Origin of the sequence: Legionella bononiensis (assembly GCF_016786215.1) — a bacterium.
GTDB lineage: Bacteria > Pseudomonadota > Gammaproteobacteria > Legionellales > Legionellaceae > Legionella > Legionella bononiensis.
This window is the reverse complement of record NZ_JADOBG010000022.1, coordinates 648,024-666,667: the sequence shown is the minus strand read 5'-3', so window position 1 is coordinate 666,667 and position 18,644 is coordinate 648,024. Positions and strand designations below refer to the sequence as shown.

The window sequence follows — 18,644 nt, the reverse complement described above, 5'->3', positions numbered from 1 at the left end:
TTCGTTCTCCTGATCTTTTATAAAGTTTCTTTATTATATGTCGATACAGATGTTGATGATTAAAGGATGATGCTTATGAAAATAATAACGGTAGGTGCTAACCAAATACGATTGGTTATCAGTCAATGGATACTCCATTTGTTGGGTTTGGTGATTCTCATCTGTAGTTTATTGGCAATTTCCTTTTTGATGTTGGAATACACTATTGTTTGTAAAGAGAAACAATTAAATAGTGCCAAGTCTTGTGCATTGGAAAGCAGTATTTTTAACGTTTATCACTCAACTACTGAACTGGGGCAGTTAAAAGGTGCCTTTGTTATGAGTGGTCGTTCAAGCAAAGGTGGAGCGGTTTACTGGGTAGAGCTGGTTACTGATAAGGGTACGGTAAATCTTACTGGCGGCAGTTCAAGTGGCCGAACTAATAAAGACAGCGCTGCTCAAGCTATAAATACCTACCTCAGCCAAAGTCTGGATACACATTTTAAAATTCCCTACCCTACACCCTGGTGGGTTTACCTTTTAGCGGCAATTTTTCCTTTGCTGGGGATTGCCTTACTCGCAGTACGAGGGGTTAACGTTGATTTTGACCGATTATTAAAAACTATAGTGATTAAACGAAAAGGATTGTTTCATACCGATGAAGAAAAATTGTCGTTTACAGACGTTGAACAAGTGATCATTCAGGAACATCGTGGAAGTAAAGGAAGCATGACCTACCGATTGGCTTTGGCTATTAAAGATCAACCCGCATTACCGTTGGTAAGTACATATGATTCTTCTTTGAGTAAAAAAGAGCGAATTGCCAAACAACTCAATGATTTTATGCAGATACATCTTGAGCCAAAACCCGAACTATAAAGTGTCAAATCCACGGTATTCTTCCCAGGGTAAATCCTCTCGTGTATAGAAATCTACTCTGGCAAGTCGTGGTCCATTTTGGAGCCAGATATGGAATTGCTCCAGTTGGTCACGTGTACCACAGGCAAATACCTCTACCCTGCCATCATCCAGGTTTCGCGCCCAGCCACTTATTTGCAGTTTATCCGCTTCGATTTTGGCTGATGCCCGAAACCAGACACCCTGAACTTTTCCAGTAATGTAACAACGCATGCAGAGTTGTTTTGTCATAATAATTAATGCCGCTTTATCTCAAATGTCGATAATACTAGCATAAAATCACCAATGAAATGATGACGTTTGCGGCCTGTTGCATTCGACATGATATAGATTAACAGCGTATATTGATTGAAACGTAAGGTCCTCCTACTGAAAAATTACTCTGGGTATGTTTTGCACTTGCGGTAGACAGTGAACCTAAATCAATGGGAATAACATTGGTATTGGTTTCGTAACTTGAGAGTGGGTTGATGTACAATGCGCCCATGTAGCCTGCTTCAAACGTTAATTCAGTTTTTTCGTTATAGATATAAAGGTAACTTAAGCCCAGTTTTGCATCCAGAGCAGTAACGAGCTGATTAACCGTGGGATTAGCAAGTCCTTCACGATTAACATAGATCTGAGCTGCGATTAATTCTTTGGATGTACCGGTAAACTGATATTGAGCCGGCTGCATTCTTCCATACAGGAGTGAACCAGCAAACTGTCCAACCAGGTGTATACCCCGATAAAATTCATAGTTATTGTTCAGTCCTAATCTTGGTCCTATACCTTTGTATGACGTTGTATTATTAAATACAAAGTAGGGTAATGGTAAACCATGGAAGGTTGATACCAATCGTTCTTTGATAAAAACCGAACTAATACCAGTAAAAAGACGGCTCTGAAGATTAGAGCCAAAATTGATAAATTTTCCCAGATCGAGATTGACCGAATCGTAATTAAAATTCAGTTGTGTATTCGCAACTTTCAAGAGGGAAATTCCGGTGATCTGGCCTGTCTTGGTTGGTGGTGTTCCTGTTTGAGAAAAAGGAGAAACCCACTGTGATGTTGGATCGACTACTACGTTATCACGGTCGTTTGAATCGAGATGAGACCAATTAAGCTGGACATCCGTTCCTGGATTAGAGAACACATAACGAGCTCCCAGGTTAAAACCTAATTGATAATCGGGTTCTATAGTCTGAACACGCCAGTTCGGCGAAGGAATTGGGAGTACCGTTGTGATAACTGCCCATCCTAAATTATCACTATGTGGCTGAAGGTAGGTGGTGCTTGCAGTAAATTCAAATCCGGGTTTCAAGGCTGGAATGTACACTCTGAGAGAAGTGTCTTCTTTGATTGCTCCACCATCACCTGCAAAGCTTAATGCACAAAGTAGTTGCAAAACGGTCATAATAAAAAATCTATTGTTCATGTGTTGATGTATCCCTTCATAAATAGTTTAGTGTAATAAATTCAAGCTCCATCATTGAGTTAATGCAGCTTAAATTCTCACCGATGATTGGTATTGAAATGAGCATTGAGGCCTATATGTAACAAGCCACAGATCAGTTATGGCTGTAGTTCGGGGCAGATGCTTTTTCCGAGGCAATATTATCATGATTGTTACATAATATAATGATTATTAATGAATTATTAATAAGGTTCTTCATCCACCAGAACTTGGTACGGTAGAAGTCCAGGGAGACGATACATCATGAGCCATGAATAAAACTAATTTGATTATGGCCTATACGCAATACCTTTCAACCTATTTGTTGGCAGAATGACCCTATCCAGTGGGTCATGATCTATACTATCTTTATAACCAAAGTCGTTGCGGAGCAATGTAATGCTTGGTCTAAAGCATTGAATTAATATGGACTTATTCATGAGGGTTTTTCGATGGAACGTACGGTTGCTGTAAGGCCTGATAAAGATGAAGGGTTATATACAAATCAATTGGTTGATGAAATTCTGGGTAAATTTCTAGATCAGCATGAATTGGCCCTATTACTCAAATACAGTCAAATTGATTCATTTAAACCAGGAGAGACTTTTCTCTGTCAAGGCCAAAATATTGAAGGTATTTATCTCATTCTGGAAGGCATCGTTTTAGTGAACGCCATCATTATGGGACAGGGCAATACCCGTCTTGAAACCTTGTTTCCAGGTCAATTTCTAAGCACGATCAGTTTCATTGAACACAGTCCATGTCATACTTCTTTTTTAGCAACAGATACCGTCTTATGTTTATTTATACCGAATACCTATTTTCAACGGCTTGCCAATGACTACCCTGAAACAAAATATAAACTCATGCGCGTGATTATGGGACAGATATGTGCTCGATTAAAAACCATACATGATATTGTTGCTTCATTTATTTCTGAGTCTGAGATGACCAGTTTATCGTTTTTCGAGCGAGTTCTTTATTCATTAAATCAACCGAAGAAATTAAGTGTTGCAGAAAGCGGTTTTGATCTGGAATTGTTACAAAAAAGTCCGCTATTTAAATCCTTCACCAAAGATGACTATGATGCGTTATTGACGTATTTTGAGCTGTTAGATGCTCCCAAAAATTGTAAATTAATCAATGAGAATGAAAAAAATGCTTCATGTTATCTTGTAATGTATGGTGGCATACAGACTTGTATCATTCAGGATGGGAAGCATGCCAAATTATCAGTTATTGGTCCTGGAACTCTTTTGGCCAGTATTGGATGCATTGATACCGCTTCAGCATTCAATATAACGTACATAACCTGTGAGCATACCGTATTATTTAAATTGTCCGTTACGTCCCTTCAATTGATAAAAGAAAACAGGCCTGATCTTTGGTATAAATTATTTGAACTGATTTGTGGTTCGTTGACGGCATTGAAAAAATCCATTGATAAACTGAATATACGTTTACATACTGAAACCTACAATAGGTAAAAAATATGTGCAGAATATTGACCTATCTTGGCAAACCCATAGTGGTTGAAGAGTTACTCTACAATCCGGATAATTCGTTTATCAAACAGAGTTATAATCCCAAATACATGTCTCATTTACTTAATCTGGCTGGATTTGGAATGGCTGCATGGGATAGCTCTTCACATAATCCGAAGTTTCCTTATCTTTATAAGACGCCTCAATTGCCCTTTTATGACGGTAATCTTCGCAATCTTGCTTCTAAAATTACCCCGGATTGCTTACTAGCTCATCTGCGAGGAGTTGCTTATCATGAAGGACAAATTGTTTCAAATCAGAATGTTCATCCTTTTGTTTTTTCCGGTTCGAATGTAGTACTGGCTCATAATGGCTCTTTAGCCCATTTTGATTTAATGCGTTATGATTTACTGGAATACATTAAGCCTGAATACAGAACATTTATTCATGGAACAACGGACAGTGAATGGATTTATTCGGTATTTATCTCACAATTACCTGATCTTGTAGGTACTTATGAAACAGCAGAAATTATTTCCGCCGTTCTCGAAACCTTAAACATACTGCGGACAGTACGTCAAAAAAGAAATATAAAAATCAATTCGCCAGTCAATCTGTTTATAACCAACGGTGAATTTATTGCCGCAACTCGTTTTGTTTTGGATTATGGATGGCAAAAGCCAGACGCAATACCGGCAACCCACTCGGGTTATCACTCATTATGGTATACCTATGGTGACAGTTATGGTTATTATGATCATTCATATAAAATGAAAGAGCACAGCGAAAAAACAAGCGTTATCATTGCTTCAGAACCTCTGACTGAAGATACCACTACCTGGCTGGAAGTTCCTGAATATACAATGGTAGTAGCCAGACGTTCTGGACAGGAGATCAAAATAACCTCCCAGGATATCAATATATAAATTGGGTCATTCAGTCAAAAAGTGTTGAATTAAATGATTGACCCTTGAGACTTGCTCCACTGGGCTTGAATGTCCTCCTGGGATCAATTTGTATTGCGCGTTGGGTATCCCATTTGCCAGAGTTTTACATTCTTCAGGCAGAGCAACAATATCTTCTTCCGCGCTAATGACCAAAGTTGGGGCGATGATGTCTTTAATCCAGTTTCTGGAGTCAAAGGGTAATAAAGCTTTAAATTGGCGTTCCTGATCTACGATGGATTGTGGGAACGGGTTATTGATTAAATCTTCCTTAAACGCTTTGATGTGTTCGGGATTAGCCAGATAATCGCTGGAAAGAAACCAGGTTAAAGCGGTATCAATGAATAAATCGAACGAGACATTTGCTTGACGTAATTTAAAGAGATTTTCTAAAGTTTTATGAGTACGGACATTAAATTTAGCGACAGAATTTAAAATAATTAATCGATTGATGTGTTGCGGGTGATTTTTCGCGATAAGCTGTGCAATTGCTCCTCCCATGGATTGACCGAGTATGTTCGGTTTTTCAATTCCTAATGCATTAATTAAAGACAAGGTATCTTGCGCCATATCGTCCAGAGAAAAATCGGAGCCCGAATCACGTGTTTGGCCAATGGCTCTATTATCAAAGATGAGGACTTTAAAGTGTTTTGCCAAATCATCCAGCATGAATTTCCAAAAGGTATGATCGCCGGTATAACCTGCAATCAATACTAATGGTTGACCCGTACCATGAAGTTCATAATAAATGTCAATTCCATTCGCTTTGATTATTGGCATAATCGCTCCTTATTAATTGGTTAACCGCATGATTTAGGAATATTCCTGGTACTTTTTTGAACTATACTTTCCTTATGTAGCTATAAGTATAATTGTAACTATTTGGAGTAGAAAATGCATGATAAAAAAGTTCTTGAGCGATTGATTGAGTTGAGACAATTAGAAGAAAAAAAACAATTAGACGACAAGCAAATGCAGGAATTAATCCAGCTTCAGGAGAGGAACAGCCTCTTGGCCAATATGTCTTTGCAGCAAATGCAAGAAGAGTTAGCCAAGGGAAAAGAGTTACAGCAGGCTGATATTGTAGGTAAAAACCTTGATCCCATTATTGAAGATTATAAAAAACAATTTGGAAAGGAAGATTGGTATAAAGAGCCAAAAGTTGAAAATGGTAAGGTTACGTTACAATTTCCTTCAAAAGAGTCCGTGGCTGATTTTTTCCAAAACCAGGCTGAACAAAACAGAAAATTTGTTGTAGTAGATCAAGCAACCCAAAAGGTAATTGCTTACTCAAAAGGTGATGGCACTTTATTTCATGGCGACGGTAAACCATATGTCAAAGGGGACGAATTGAAACCCTGTGGAATGGACATAGAAGAGTTTAAAAAACAGCAAATGACTCTTCCGAAACTGTCATCAATGGCTGAAACGGTGAGCAAACCGGCCGAGGCATTGGACGATGTTGCGTTTCCTTCTGCCAAGGAACAGGTAGGGAATGATGACCATGACACTTTGGACAATAATAAAGAGCCAGATTTTCAAATTTAGGAGTAAATAATATCCAATAAGATACTATTAATATACGGCAAATAGATGGGGCATCTGGTGCTCCATGCGATTATTGGGATGATGTTCTTTCAATATCGAGGTTTTAAACATGATAAAGTCAGGTATGACTCCCAGACATATAGGGCTTATTGCCGATGATTTGAAAGGCAATGGATCTTTGGGGCGTTATATTATTTTAACGGGTTCAGATGCCAGGGCTAAAATCATCAGTGAGCATTTTGAATTTCTTCAGATAAAACCTCATCCACGACAACATAATTGTTATCTCGGTATTATTAAAGAGGGTCAAAGAAACCTGGATGTCGCAGCCATATCTACAGGAATGGGCGGAAGCAGTGCAGACATTATCATTACCGAATTAATGCTTCTAGGGGGCAGTCGTTTTTTAAGAATTGGCACTGCAGGATCACTCCTGCCGAATCAAGTATGCTCGGGAGACCTGGTTATAGCTACAGGTGCTGTGCGTGATGACAAGGCAAGCTGGGATTATATTTACAGAGAGTACCCAGCGATTGCTTCTCTAGAGTTTGTTCAGGCCTGTCAGGATGCGAGTAGAGAGATGTCTTCATCAGCATTTAAGGTTCATAGTGGAATCGTTCATTCTAAAAGCTCGTTTTTTGCCAGAGAATTTGATTTTTCATTTATAGACGACAATAGTTCCTATATGAAGACTTTGAAAAGAGCCGGTGTCTTGGTCAGTGAGATGGAGTGCGCGCAATTGTTTATTCTTTCCAGTTTGCACACGGCGTTCAGGCAATCATCGAACTCACTTTATCCACCCATACTGAGCGGCGCAATTTTGGCAGTTATCGGCACTGATACAGAGTTTGATAAAGATGAACTAATGATCCAAAAAACAGAAGAGAATGCGATAGAACTGGGATTAAAAAGTTTGTTCAAATTAAAGCCTTAGGAACATTAGTTAAGGTAGCCCGTATTAGGCGAAGCCGTAATACGGAGATTTCGAAGTCACGCCATTCCCGTATTACGGCTGCGCCTAATACGGGCTACGAGCCTATAGTCTTCAAATTAACAAATGAGATTTATTAAGGTGAATGATGAATTAATTATTCTTTTTATGAAATTAAATCATGTTAAAACAGTGGATAAGGCGTATCCTTGTTTATCTATTGCTTGTGATTACTCGTCTGGATATAATCTGAGCATTCTATACATCCAAGACAGGATCAACAAAAGCCCCCATCTCATTGTTAAACGGAATTTTTAATTCGGTCCGCCTAAATTGACTCATTAAAAATGCCTTTAACCTGAACCGGGTTTTTCGTAAGTCCTGCGAGAGAGATTCTGATGTTTTATTTTAAACAGGAAAACAAAGGCTTTAAAAAACAAGTGCCTCCAACTCTCGAGTTTGAGATGTCATTAAAAGATTATTTGACCTTAATCATTCATAAGCTTCCAGGGGAAGAAGCAATAACTGTTTGCATGAAAATGGTTCAATCAGGATTGAAAATTATTAAATTACCAATCAATGTAGAGGAACTGCTGAAAACCCATACTAATTCCGAAACATTAGAAGATGAGTTAAGTGCTTATAACGTAAGTGAAGATAAAAAAGCAGAAATCATTAATTGGTTTAATGAAATGAGAAGTAACCATGATTTTGATGTAAATTATGATAGTAAATTAGATTTTCGGCCAATGTATTAACGATCATAGCGAACCTATATGTGGCTTCGATATTAATGAGCAGATTATTCTCGCCAATAATATTAAGCGTACTTGTAGGGTGATACGCTTGCTTCAATCTCCGTATCTATTCGTAAAATCTAATCACGGTTCATCCATAAATGGATCACGTTTCTTGGATAATAATACCCGTCTTAAATAAAAAAACTGTCCCTGCAAAATGAATTAAAGGATAAACAATTTCATTCAATTAGCACAAGACAGTTCTTTTTAAATCACTTGATTTGAGTCTTTAGATAAAAATCCTTAACTATGTGAATTTCCCTTAAAGTTTAATACACTGGAGTCTTTTCGTTCATCTGGAGTAAAATCTAAAGCTGCATCTACAGTTGAACTCGAAGACAAGGAATGATTAAAAATACTCAGAGCCATATGATCGCTAGGAACTGCAGCGGCTTGCTCGATGACACTGGAGCTACTGGTATTCATGATAATATCGCTGTCTAACAGTTGTTCACGTGCTGAAATCTCTAATTCCATTATTGTTTCTTTTGAAAGACTAATCAGTAACGATACTAATTCATTGTGTTCGACACTGGACAATCTGAGTAGGGATTCTTGTAAAGAGTTCAAACAGAGCTTCGGTTGAGTATTGCGGTAACTCATTGCCATCAACCAGTCAACGACGAGTTCATTGTTAAGCAGCTGTACTATTTTTGTTTCAATTTCATCATCAGTATGAGTTCGTTGCCTTGGATGTGTAAAGACAGGTCCCATCGTTTTGGTAACGTCTTTGCGAAGTTCTTCAATAAGGTAAATGAAGTTGTTCATAATTTTAGTTTGAATATCACGTGCTAATTCAGGACGTGTTTTAAAATAAGGATTTGTAACCGTATCGGTGAATTTTGTAAACAACCAGGGAAATGCCTGAGTGGCAAACAGAGCAAAATCACTGGGATCCGTGCAATCAAAGGTGACATACATTTTGTTTGTTTGACGATCTAAACTAAATTCGCGATCAAATTCCGTACGGAATTTTTTATGCATGGACTCACAAAGAACACCTATTTGTGCCGTTGGGGTATTGGGTTTTATAGGTTGAACTGCTTGATGATATTTCTCAGCCACATGTGTTTCTGCTTTAATTCGAGCTTTTTTATAAATTTTATTTGCCCAGATATCATATACAGTTTCACCAACCAACACATAACTATTGGATACATGCGCATCTTTTGTATCATACATCCTTATTTCAATGGATTTTTTTTGATCCATCGTGAGATCACGCATATGTAATGCGGTATACATTGCCCCTGCCATTTCTCCACAATTTCCAGCTCCTGTATGGCGTAGTGCTGCCAACATCAAATAAGGATACAGAGTAGGATTAATTATCCCATTCATGTCTCGATAATTCATATATACTCTTTCTGCCACATTTCGATAATACCCACTTAAACCACCAGTAGGATCGAATTTGTGATTGGAAGAGCCTAAAAAGTGCATGCTTTTAATGTCTTCAATTACAGCCTTAGCCTGTACATCAATACTGGATTTATCAATTTTATGGAACATAGAACAACCTCAATGGTTATGAAATTTGCAGGTAAGTCGCAAATTATACACATCGATGCGGTTCATTACAACAATGATGCGCTGAATGATTAAAATGCAAGCGTTTTTGCCGTTTTATGCTATTTTTTTATTCAAATATACGATTCGGAACAGATTTAAAATCAGACCATAGAGAGGGACGAATGCAATTAAGCTGATTAAGATTTTAAAAATAATATCAATAACAGCTATCTCTGGCCAATGTTGATTTAAAAAAGGATTTGAACTGTGATAAAAGGCAATAGCAAAAAATAAAATAGTATCGATGAAATTTCCAACAGTAGTGGAAAGCGTGGGGGCGAGCCACCAGGAAGAATTAGCTCTATAACGTTGAAAAACAAAGATATCAAGAAGTTGCCCAACAACATAAGCGATAAAACAGGCGAATGCTATACGTAAAGGCATAAGATGTAGAACAAAAAAATCATTCCAATTTTGGGTTTCCAAATAACTCGCTACACTATAAGAAATCACTAATCCTGGAATCATGCTACGAAAAATAATATTCCGTGCTGTAGTAGCGGAAGAAATTCGGGTAGTGAGATCGGTTAAAATAAAGATGGCAGGATAAGTAAAAGCACCCCAGGTTGTATGAAAGCCTAGAAGTTCAATCGGGTATTGCACTAATATATTGCTGATTGTGATTAAAAAAATATGACAACAAGATAAAATTCTGGTCGAAGCAATGCTTAAATGAGAATGATTCAATTCTTATAGTCTCCACTAAATAAATCTTTGGAATTTGGTATTCCAATGTTCATGGTCGTCTTAAAATGATCAGGTTGCCAATATTATTGTTTCTTATAGTGATAAATCAATAAGCAAGCGCAGGTCAGGCTCTTTGCTCCGACCTACATGGTTTTTTATTGGTTATTACGCTGTTCTAGAAACAGGTTTGCGAATCCCTGAGGCGAGTCTGCTTTTAAATTGAGCTCATCAAGGTAGACCAGTTTAAAATTGGATTTGCCAGCGAAAGAGCTGGCATCGGGATATTCCGGGTACTGTTTGAGAAGAGGAAAAAATAACGATTGGCCAATAACGTAGCGCTTGTCACGACTTTCAGGCGACATACCCCATACGTTTTGATAGGTAATAGCCGCTGCTCTATTACCTTCAATATCCTTATTACCAACATAAAGCATCACATGACCACCAATATAAATAATGGTCATCAGCGGATGCCCTTTTTCTTTTAACAAGCTGATCCGTTCATCCACGTCCTTTTTTGATAAATCCAAAGTTGAACCTAGTTGCGCTTGTTGAGCTGAGTTTCTGGGCAGCCAAATACCAAATGGGGTAAATAGGGCTTTGAGCTCTTGAGAGCAATCATTAAAGAAAAAAGCACCGCCCCAGCCGTAAGGTCGATTGATTAATTGGTTCATTATTTTGACCAAATTTTGGGGGGATGCTGTTAATGGCATTATCGTTGAGGCGTTTGAATTGATAATGCCAGTTTTTATCAAGGCTTGATTATGATTGTTTTTAACAGGTATCAGGATGGAAGTTTGCTGATTGTTTCGTTGAATCATCGGAAATACAGCGCCAATATATCCGGTGAATTTAAATTGCTGTTGCGTATCAACAATGCTTGCTTCGGTTTGGGTGATGGCAATAAGTTTTTGTTGCGCTGCTTTTTGCCATTGATTTACAAATTCAGTTGAAACATAGGCGATATCAGTGCTTTTAACCCAGGCAAAATAACCATCTGGCGTTAAGACTAATGACCAGGCTTTGTCCTTTGACATACTCAAGACATAGAGTGGAGTTCCTGCCCAAATCGCTGATTCTTGCAAATTATCAAATGGAAATCCTTGGCCGGGTAGACTGACATGAAAAAAATCAGGAGCCGTATCGGGCAATGCGCGCGCGTAGGTATTGGTAACTGATATCGCTCTATTCTCTTCTTTGAACTCACTCAGGCCTAAAGTGTATAGGTCCATGTTTTCTTTTATTTTGTTCCACCAAGTTTGGTCGTGTTCCTTGAAATTCTCAGCATAATGTTTGTCTTCATTCGCTTTGTTTTGATTGTTAAAATCATCCAGTATTTCGGATTCAATTTTTTTCATCAAAGGTAAAAGGGATGTAACCATTTGCTCGCTCCAGGGGGATAGCCCCTCAGCGTCGCTAGCGTAATAGTGTTTGTAAAATTGTTTTAACTGCGCGCTTTGATATTCGCTGCTTACTAATGATTTATCGTATTGTTCACCATCCACAGGCAGATAATCATTCGCATTTTGAGAATAAGCTGTAATGGGAAAATCATAAATGGGTACTTCCATTGCAGGGCTTGTGGCAAAATAGACGAATAAAAAAGGGGCAATGAAAAGTTTTGTTATTAAATGCCGCTTATCACACAGGGTATAGTTCATAAGACTTTACTTTACAACAAAAGGGCCGCATGATAACGATAAATGCCAATTCTGTCAATTTATTAACCAGTTTGGGTGATTGTAAATGAGCTTTAAATGTTATGTATCGTCAATGGTTTTTGCTGTATTGATGTCAACAAACGCTGTTTCATTAGCTGCGCATAGGACCAATGATGCGTGTCAGATTCTTAGTTCATCCAAACAGGTGAAAAAAATAGCACCACATTCATCACAAATTATTGTTGTAAAGTCACTGGGTGGTATTAAGGCTAAAATGACGCTATGCCAACGTCATGGGGCTCTATGGAAATCCAAGGTTACCTCTTCTTATCCCGCTGTTATTGGAAAAAATGGGATGGCTTTGCTTGGAACAAAGAAAGAGGGGGATTTAAAAACACCAGCAGGTTTATATCCGATAGGAGAGGCATTCGGAACTCAGCCGTTGGCACTTAAAATGGATTATAAATACATTACAGCAGATGATAAATTCATCGATGATGTTAATCATAAACGCTATAACACCTGGGTGTCTGGAGCAACCGATGCAAACAGTTATGAGTCGATGTTCATTGAACCTTATACCTATGGTGCTGTCATAAACTACAATATGAGTCCAATAAAAAAGGGAGCAGGCAGCGCCATTTTCATGCACTTGTGGCGCTCACCCAATTCGCCAACCGCGGGATGTATTGCTGTGGAAAAAAAGCATATGTTAACCATTCTTCATTGGCTCGATAAAGCACAACATCCCTATATTCTCGTCCATTAGAAGCCGCAAAAATATGAGCTGATAAAGTACACGTGGAAATCAGGTTAAAGATCCCTGCATCTGCGCACGCACATTTGGTCTATAATATTACATATAGACTTATTTTGGTTCTAATTATGGGTTTATCAGAAGACTTTGTCCAGCAGAATCCCGAGCTAATCAAAAAATTAACTAATGTTGGTATTGTGCAGGAACATATTGAATATGGTCCATTGAATAAAAATCCTTATACCTATGCGTTTGAACACTTGGTTTCCGCGTTTCTTGCTCATCAAGCTGGAAACGGCAAAGACCCTGTTACGTTTGAAGTAAAAGATGAGATCCTGTATGCAACCTATCAAAATGAGACTTTTGATATGAGTGAGATATTACGTTTTGCTAACATGAATCATTTGTCTTTGAGTAAAGAAACAGCAGAACATTATGAGAAGTTTATTACCAGTGGATTATCAATGGAAAAACCAGGTCTGCCAGATCTTGATGGAATTCCTACAAATAATGATTATATAGAACGAGAAAAAGCATCGTCAAAACCTGATGCAGTTGAACATTTAAACTGGTCGGAAAAGAGCGCTATTAATATCTATTCGGGTGGATTTTATGTCCCTTGTAATAGTCTATTAAGAGGATCGACTGGTCCAATATCTTCATTTGACTCAAGGCAACTGGGTGAAACGTTGAGCCATATTGCTTTTGTAAGTAGTGGCCTAAATCAGATTTCGGAAACTCATCCGTTGCATACTTTTAGATCAGAAGAAAAATTCAGCGAAGATTATATTGAGGAACGAATGAAGGCAGTAGAAAATGGTGGTCAGGTGACACAAGAGATGGCGTTCATCAGTACTTCACATGATAAGATCGATTCAGAATTTATGAGGGCAATGACCCAGGAGGGGATCGATATAGGTGTTATGACCGGCATTGTATATTCTAATGTCGTTGGGAAATACATATCGAGTATTTCAAAAAAACCGGATGAACTTGAATACCTGATACCTCCTACCCAAATGCAGTGGACGGCTTATGATAAAAATGCAAACGGGGGTTGTATCTTTCATGCCCAGCCAGTGAGCAGCTTGACCGGATTAAGTGACAAGCAATCAAGAGGCCTGGATGCGGAACATCCAGTAGTAAAAAGTTCCAATACGGGTTTCTATACAAAAATGATAAAGGAACAATTAACCGCAATAAAGGAAACGAACCCTGATAATGCTCCTGTTGAAGATACCTCTCTTTCTTCAACTCCCCAAAACCGCTAAACGGTACCACAACGATTTATGAATAGCTTTGTTTTATTTTATTGATGATATAAGGCAATAAACGTTGGACCTTGAAAAGAAAAGCAGCTGTTGAGCACTGGTCCTATATCTTCGATTGATTGTATTTCTTTGAGCTGCGCTCCAAACGACAGAGCAATTTGCTGAACATCGATTGGTGGATGATTCAAATCCAAAGATAAAAATGGTTTCTCTCTGGATGCTTTCTTTTGAGAAAAGTCAGTTTTTAATACTCTATATTCTCTATTAATAAAACAAATGAAAATCACCGGAATATTATATTTAGCTGCAGACCAAATCGAATGAATAGCATACATGCTTCCACCATCGCCCACAAAACAAATTGAATGACGTTTCGTAGCTAGAGAAATACCTGTTGCTAATGGCATAGCCCAGCCAAGACCTCCTCCTCTGGGTGAAAAATTATTGTTAACAAATCCAAGTGTTGAAGCAATATCTTGCACCGTACAATCCTCTGATGAGCCTTCCGTTATCAGATGAATAGAGCGATCGACTTTATTTAAAAGTGCAAAAATCAAATAATGCAATTGATGATGTTTGTATTTTTTTTCTAATTCTTTAATGTTAGCAATGGGTTTAAGTTGGATGGTTGTATTATTAATGTGTAAACGTTTACTAATGGCAGTTAAGGTTGCCTCCAGATCACCAAGAATGGCCAGATCACATGGATAATCGAAAGCAAGATGTTGTGATGATCCGCAAAGATGTATGAAATGAATATTCTGTGGAATGGATGCCTTACCCGTGTAGAGATACCCTTTAATTTTTTCTCCTAATAGCACAACCGTATTATACTGCATCAATAGATCATGAACTTCTCCAGATTTATCCGGCAATCGGCCTTTATAATTTAAACTTAATGGATTAATTACTTCACGGACATGATATGGAGCCGCATAAACATCAGCACCTAACTTATCTGCAATGAGGTGTAGCAAGTTAATACTGTTTGAAGCTCCTGTTTCATAATCAGCTATAAATGCAAGTTTTCCTTTTTGTGTATTGATTAATACGTCACACAAGTCATCAATTTCAGTGTTGGCACAGGAATGTAAGAATTTTGTTTTTTTTATGGCGATTTCATCAACTTTTTCTTGCCAAACATCCATAGGAATGGACAGGAGAACGGGGCCTGGGGCAGGTAAAGTTGCTTGAGCATAGCAACGTTGTAATGCAACAGCCAGATCATTAGCTGCAGTAACCTCATAAGCATATTTCACAGCGGTCTGAGCTAGGGTAGTTAAATCCCCGGACATTACTGGATCGTGTATCAGATAAGGGCGCTCATGTTGCCCTGCAATTACGAGTAAAGGAATTCCTGATTTGGATGCATTATATAGATTGCATAGTGCATTCGCTAATCCAACATAATTATGTAAATTAACTACAGCTGGCTTCCTGGTAATCATGGCATAGCCTGCTGCAATACCAACGGTACTGGATTCTTGCAATGTCAGAAAATAAGTAGCATTTTCGCATTGTTGAATCGCTTCCAGAAATCCCAATTCTGTAGTGCCGGGATTACCAAAAACATAATCAATTTCAAAAGTGCTTATAAACTTTTTAAGAACATCACTCCCTGTTTGCATATCGACAGCCATCCATTGCCCTATTTTTGCTTATTTCTATTCCAGCATAAAACAAGTACCAGTTCAATTTTTATATATTTACAAATAAGTTGTTTATCATTTTTCGGGTCGCTACATTGCCACGAGCACAATGGGCTAAGTGTTTAGAGCTAATAAAAAAATTTCACATTGTATTTTTTTTGATCCAAGATATAATTGTGAATTAATTTTATTATATTAATTTAAAGGATAGTAATGGCTTCAGAATTAACAATAAGTTATCTAACGGGTTCAGCAAAAGTAATTAGAAATAATTTTAGTAGTGATGAGATCATTTGGCGTAAGCCTCGTCCTGTAGGGCAAATGTTCTTTCAACCTTATGAATCTAAAGAAGAATTTATTTTTTGTGCGCGTCACGTAGTTATGCCCATTTCAGCAATCGCAATGATGGTATTAAACCCCGCTGTAATGCTGGGTGTGACTGGTGTTTTTGGCGGTTTATCTCTTGCATGTGCTGCCTTAGGTAAAATTAATAAGTTATGTGGCGATGAGCGTGGCGCATCGTTTTTTTTAGATATCGCAGATTTTCTTATTAAAGATTTGACTCAGCTGATCATCGATGTTTTGGTTTTACCTTTATCCGTGCTTGCACTGTTTTCTCGAGGAATATCAAGTGGATTGCAAGCTGCTGGAATCTGTAGCGAACCGGATGAAACCCCATCTCCGAGTCTTTAGGTAATCGTATCCCGTATTAGACGAAGTCGTAATACGGGAATAGCCTCAGATACATACCAATTTTTACTAAAAACCAAAGAATAAAATTAACTGGAGTTAGATATCAAAATCAGAGAGAAACACGTATTACGACTTCGTTTAATATGGGCTTCTCGCTTCATCATTTACCATGTTTCAGAGGGCGTTTGATTGGTAAAGTATTCGCTTAGTCTACGTTTTGTTCCTGGGCTTGTCGTTTCAGGCAGAGCCGTATAATCAAACCAGCCAGTGTTCTCAATTTCTCGAGAGTAGGTTTCAGTCAGGGAAAATTTTTTAACCACGTATACCACGGGATAATCGTTAACTTTTAACTGGTAGCGATGATAAATACCGAACAGTATCGGTTCTTCTAAAAGGGTCAATCCAACTTCTTCTTTTAATTCTCTTAAAAGAGCTGCTTTGGTTGATTCCCCTTTCTTTACACCACCACCTGGAATATACCAATGAGGTTGATAGGTATGTTGTACTAACAATACCTGATTATTTTCATTGAGAATAATAGCTCGAGCACCTAACGTAGAGATACCAAGAAAAGATTGGTATCTGCGCAGAACGCGTGTCGCTATTTGATACAGTGGGGTAATGTTCATGTAGGCAACTCTTTATATTAAATTAATTTATAGTACTCCAAATGAACTTCAGGTAATAATCTTATACCAGTGGGTTATCAGATTGTATAAAACAGTAAACAACCCCAATGCTAAAGAAGTACTTATAATCACAGGGTAGACAGTTTCTTTCTGAGCACCCATCACCTCATCTTTGGGCGGATCAGGAAAGTGTACAAGCAAGTAAACCATGAGCAGTACGCCATAAAAATAGAGTGAGTGAAGACTTATTCTATATATAAAAGGATCCATATCATTAGATGAAAAGTAGGGAAGAGGAGCATTAATCAAAAAGATACAAATAATCCATAACAAAGAAATTTTGGGGTACTGATTCAATGTGAGCCAGAGGAAGGTAAGAGGGATGAGCAAAAGCGAAAAATAGTAAAGCCAACCCATAGGACTCATCATTATCATTAATGTTAAAGTCAAACAAAATGCACGATGATGTTCTGATCTGTCGCGAAAAAAATTTATTTTCTTTATATACCAAGCTAATAAAACCAGAGAAACACAAAGATAAATGATTTTTATAAGGAATAAATGCTGGTGCGCGTACTCAAGAGTAAACAAACGAAAAAGAAAGCCAGAAATAGAGGCATTCCAATTACCTCCTTGCCACGGGATATTCAAAATCATTTTAAAATAGAGTGCATAAATTTCCGGCCCCCTGGCTAACAACGGCCAAAGACATGCAAGAAGAACAGTGAGCAACATCACTGCAATTAACGTGTAGCGTTTTTGACTAAAAGCAAAAATAAAAAGCAAGGCCGGGAATAATTTTATAGCAATAATAATTCCCCACAAAAATCCTGCCCAATAATCACGTTGTTGAAGATAAAAATAATAACCTACAGAAACAAAAAATAATAAAATACCGCCAATTTGGTTGTAGCTCGTATTCATAAGGGTTGAATACATGGCTAAATAGATAAAGAGATAAGTAAGCCAATGGTGTTTAAAGTAAGTTGCTGGGGAAATCAGATGTAAACTCAGTAAAGCTCCCCAGATACCAGAAATAAGCGAAATGCCAAACCAAAGTGATGACGCGGTTTTAATATTGAATCGTGCTAATGGAGATATTAATTGCAAAAAAAAGGGGGGATTCAAATTTTCAGGTACCACTACCGGATTAGGTAAAAATGAAGCTACGATAGTTTTATAAGGAACAAGTCCCTCAAGATATGCAAGAGCTGACGCATAAAATGAATAAAAATCCAGCCTTAATTGCAGCGCTCTCATGTAATAAAAAAGCATGCAATAAATGAATAAAATCACCCCAAATAAAGCCACTTTTTGTGGGGTTGTTTTAAGTTTGATTAGTGATGAATACAGGGACGTAATTTTAAAATCCTTGGAATTGACCTGTTCCATTCAGTCACCTGACCCATTTTATCGCGGAACTATTCAATTTTAGAATGTACCATGATCATTTATTAGTGTATACCTGGTTCAATAAAGATAGGTATCCGCTAATATTGGTGTCACACGAATGTGCAGGTGTAGCCTGGGAGTAGGCCCAAAGGGCCGTATCCCAGGTTTACATTCTGCATTCATTCTCCAAACTCTCTTTGAACTCGATCATGTCCCCAATTTCCCTGCATTACGCCTGTGGCTAATGCAGGCTACGCTTGGGGGCTTAATCCGGTTTTAAAGTAACCACCTCAC

The 18,644-nt window shown here is 37.9% G+C and carries 18 protein-coding genes; 9 read left to right on the top strand and 9 right to left on the bottom strand.

The genetic code is table 11. The features are described 5' to 3' along the window. Positions 1-75 precede the first annotated feature (75 nt). The gene (locus tag IZU94_RS16400) at positions 76-858 is read left to right on the top strand and encodes a hypothetical protein (RefSeq protein WP_203113156.1); all 783 of its coding nucleotides are present in this window, start codon (positions 76-78) and stop codon (positions 856-858) included. On the opposite strand, the gene IZU94_RS16395 is transcribed toward IZU94_RS16400, so the two are convergent. Both IZU94_RS16395 and IZU94_RS16390 read right to left on the bottom strand, forming a co-directional pair. Continuing rightward, the gene (locus IZU94_RS16395) at positions 853-1,128 is read right to left on the bottom strand and encodes an acylphosphatase (protein WP_203113153.1); all 276 of its coding nucleotides are present in this window, start codon (positions 1,126-1,128) and stop codon (positions 853-855) included. The two genes, IZU94_RS16400 and IZU94_RS16395, sit on opposite strands and share 6 nt — an antisense overlap. Positions 1,129-1,228: 100 nt before the next feature. Continuing rightward, a complete protein-coding gene (locus IZU94_RS16390) occupies positions 1,229-2,314 on the bottom strand; it encodes an Lpg1974 family pore-forming outer membrane protein (protein WP_203113151.1) in 1,086 nt (361 codons plus the stop codon). Positions 2,315-2,784: 470 nt separating this feature from the next. On the opposite strand from IZU94_RS16390, the gene IZU94_RS16385 reads away from it, so the two are divergent. Continuing rightward, a complete protein-coding gene (locus IZU94_RS16385; RefSeq protein WP_203113149.1) occupies positions 2,785-3,819 on the top strand; it encodes a Crp/Fnr family transcriptional regulator in 1,035 nt (344 codons plus the stop codon). A 5-nt stretch (positions 3,820-3,824) separates the two neighbouring features. After that, the gene (locus IZU94_RS16380; RefSeq protein ID WP_203113147.1) at positions 3,825-4,742 is read left to right on the top strand and encodes a class II glutamine amidotransferase; all 918 of its coding nucleotides are present in this window, start codon (positions 3,825-3,827) and stop codon (positions 4,740-4,742) included. Positions 4,743-4,748: 6 nt separating this feature from the next. On the opposite strand, the gene IZU94_RS16375 is transcribed toward IZU94_RS16380, so the two are convergent. After that, the gene (locus IZU94_RS16375; protein ID WP_203113145.1) at positions 4,749-5,540 is read right to left on the bottom strand and encodes an alpha/beta fold hydrolase; all 792 of its coding nucleotides are present in this window, start codon (positions 5,538-5,540) and stop codon (positions 4,749-4,751) included. Between the two features lie 114 nt (positions 5,541-5,654). Here IZU94_RS16375 and IZU94_RS16370 point away from each other — a divergent pair, with 114 nt between their 5' ends. From IZU94_RS16370 to IZU94_RS16360, 3 genes are all read left to right on the top strand, one after another. Beyond that, the gene (locus tag IZU94_RS16370; protein WP_203113143.1) at positions 5,655-6,308 is read left to right on the top strand and encodes a type IV secretion protein Dot; all 654 of its coding nucleotides are present in this window, start codon (positions 5,655-5,657) and stop codon (positions 6,306-6,308) included. A gap of 109 nt (positions 6,309-6,417) precedes the next feature. Further along, a complete protein-coding gene (locus IZU94_RS16365) occupies positions 6,418-7,242 on the top strand; it encodes a nucleoside phosphorylase (RefSeq protein WP_203113140.1) in 825 nt (274 codons plus the stop codon). 395 nt (positions 7,243-7,637) lie between these two features. Continuing rightward, positions 7,638-7,997: a hypothetical protein gene (locus tag IZU94_RS16360; protein WP_203113137.1), complete on the top strand. Its 360-nt coding sequence runs from the start codon at positions 7,638-7,640 to the stop codon at positions 7,995-7,997. Between the two features lie 285 nt (positions 7,998-8,282). Here the strand turns inward: IZU94_RS16360 and IZU94_RS16355 are convergent, their stop codons facing one another. The 3 genes from IZU94_RS16355 to IZU94_RS16345 form a co-directional block, all read right to left on the bottom strand. Next, positions 8,283-9,551, bottom strand: a complete 1,269-nt coding sequence (locus IZU94_RS16355; RefSeq protein ID WP_203113135.1) for a hypothetical protein — start codon at positions 9,549-9,551, stop codon at positions 8,283-8,285. Positions 9,552-9,665: 114 nt separating this feature from the next. Further along, complete coding sequence (locus IZU94_RS16350; RefSeq protein ID WP_203113132.1) at positions 9,666-10,298, bottom strand: 7-cyano-7-deazaguanine/7-aminomethyl-7-deazaguanine transporter; 633 nt, start codon at positions 10,296-10,298, stop codon at positions 9,666-9,668. Positions 10,299-10,453: 155 nt separating this feature from the next. Continuing rightward, positions 10,454-11,959 carry an SH3 domain-containing protein gene (locus IZU94_RS16345; protein ID WP_203113129.1) on the bottom strand — a complete coding sequence of 502 codons (1,506 nt, stop codon included), beginning with the start codon at positions 11,957-11,959 and terminating at the stop codon, positions 10,454-10,456. An 85-nt stretch (positions 11,960-12,044) separates the two neighbouring features. Between IZU94_RS16345 and IZU94_RS16340 the strand changes: the two genes are divergently transcribed. Both IZU94_RS16340 and IZU94_RS16335 read left to right on the top strand, forming a co-directional pair. Then, positions 12,045-12,728, top strand: a complete 684-nt coding sequence (locus tag IZU94_RS16340; protein ID WP_238400437.1) for a L,D-transpeptidase family protein — start codon at positions 12,045-12,047, stop codon at positions 12,726-12,728. Between the two features lie 116 nt (positions 12,729-12,844). Then, positions 12,845-13,987, top strand: a complete 1,143-nt coding sequence (locus IZU94_RS16335; protein WP_203113127.1) for an ADP-ribosyltransferase — start codon at positions 12,845-12,847, stop codon at positions 13,985-13,987. 38 nt (positions 13,988-14,025) lie between these two features. On the opposite strand, the gene IZU94_RS16330 is transcribed toward IZU94_RS16335, so the two are convergent. Beyond that, on the bottom strand, positions 14,026-15,615 hold the full coding sequence (locus IZU94_RS16330) for a thiamine pyrophosphate-binding protein (protein ID WP_203113125.1): 1,590 nt from the start codon (positions 15,613-15,615) through the stop codon (positions 14,026-14,028). Positions 15,616-15,849: 234 nt separating this feature from the next. On the opposite strand from IZU94_RS16330, the gene IZU94_RS16325 reads away from it, so the two are divergent. Continuing rightward, a complete protein-coding gene (locus tag IZU94_RS16325) occupies positions 15,850-16,329 on the top strand; it encodes a hypothetical protein (protein WP_203113123.1) in 480 nt (159 codons plus the stop codon). Positions 16,330-16,493: 164 nt separating this feature from the next. On the opposite strand, the gene IZU94_RS16320 is transcribed toward IZU94_RS16325, so the two are convergent. Next, positions 16,494-16,958, bottom strand: coding sequence for an NUDIX domain-containing protein (locus IZU94_RS16320; protein ID WP_203113121.1), 465 nt, complete (start codon positions 16,956-16,958; stop codon positions 16,494-16,496). 48 nt (positions 16,959-17,006) lie between these two features. After that, positions 17,007-18,350, bottom strand: coding sequence for a glycosyltransferase family 87 protein (locus IZU94_RS16315; protein WP_203113119.1), 1,344 nt, complete (start codon positions 18,348-18,350; stop codon positions 17,007-17,009). Positions 18,351-18,644 lie beyond the last annotated feature (294 nt).

Coding starts and splice junctions, on each gene's coding strand:
- IZU94_RS16400 (WP_203113156.1), top strand. CDS start 76: ATGAAAATAATAACGGTAGGTGCTAACCAAATACGATTGGTTATCAGT.
- IZU94_RS16395 (WP_203113153.1), bottom strand. CDS start 1,128: ATGACAAAACAACTCTGCATGCGTTGTTACATTACTGGAAAAGTTCAG.
- IZU94_RS16390 (WP_203113151.1), bottom strand. CDS start 2,314: ATGAACAATAGATTTTTTATTATGACCGTTTTGCAACTACTTTGTGCA.
- IZU94_RS16385 (WP_203113149.1), top strand. CDS start 2,785: ATGGAACGTACGGTTGCTGTAAGGCCTGATAAAGATGAAGGGTTATAT.
- IZU94_RS16380 (WP_203113147.1), top strand. CDS start 3,825: ATGTGCAGAATATTGACCTATCTTGGCAAACCCATAGTGGTTGAAGAG.
- IZU94_RS16375 (WP_203113145.1), bottom strand. CDS start 5,540: ATGCCAATAATCAAAGCGAATGGAATTGACATTTATTATGAACTTCAT.
- IZU94_RS16370 (WP_203113143.1), top strand. CDS start 5,655: ATGCATGATAAAAAAGTTCTTGAGCGATTGATTGAGTTGAGACAATTA.
- IZU94_RS16365 (WP_203113140.1), top strand. CDS start 6,418: ATGATAAAGTCAGGTATGACTCCCAGACATATAGGGCTTATTGCCGAT.
- IZU94_RS16360 (WP_203113137.1), top strand. CDS start 7,638: ATGTTTTATTTTAAACAGGAAAACAAAGGCTTTAAAAAACAAGTGCCT.
- IZU94_RS16355 (WP_203113135.1), bottom strand. CDS start 9,551: ATGTTCCATAAAATTGATAAATCCAGTATTGATGTACAGGCTAAGGCT.
- IZU94_RS16345 (WP_203113129.1), bottom strand. CDS start 11,959: ATGAACTATACCCTGTGTGATAAGCGGCATTTAATAACAAAACTTTTC.
- IZU94_RS16340 (WP_238400437.1), top strand. CDS start 12,045: ATGAGCTTTAAATGTTATGTATCGTCAATGGTTTTTGCTGTATTGATG.
- IZU94_RS16335 (WP_203113127.1), top strand. CDS start 12,845: ATGGGTTTATCAGAAGACTTTGTCCAGCAGAATCCCGAGCTAATCAAA.
- IZU94_RS16330 (WP_203113125.1), bottom strand. CDS start 15,615: ATGCAAACAGGGAGTGATGTTCTTAAAAAGTTTATAAGCACTTTTGAA.
- IZU94_RS16325 (WP_203113123.1), top strand. CDS start 15,850: ATGGCTTCAGAATTAACAATAAGTTATCTAACGGGTTCAGCAAAAGTA.
- IZU94_RS16320 (WP_203113121.1), bottom strand. CDS start 16,958: ATGAACATTACCCCACTGTATCAAATAGCGACACGCGTTCTGCGCAGA.
- IZU94_RS16315 (WP_203113119.1), bottom strand. CDS start 18,350: ATGGAACAGGTCAATTCCAAGGATTTTAAAATTACGTCCCTGTATTCA.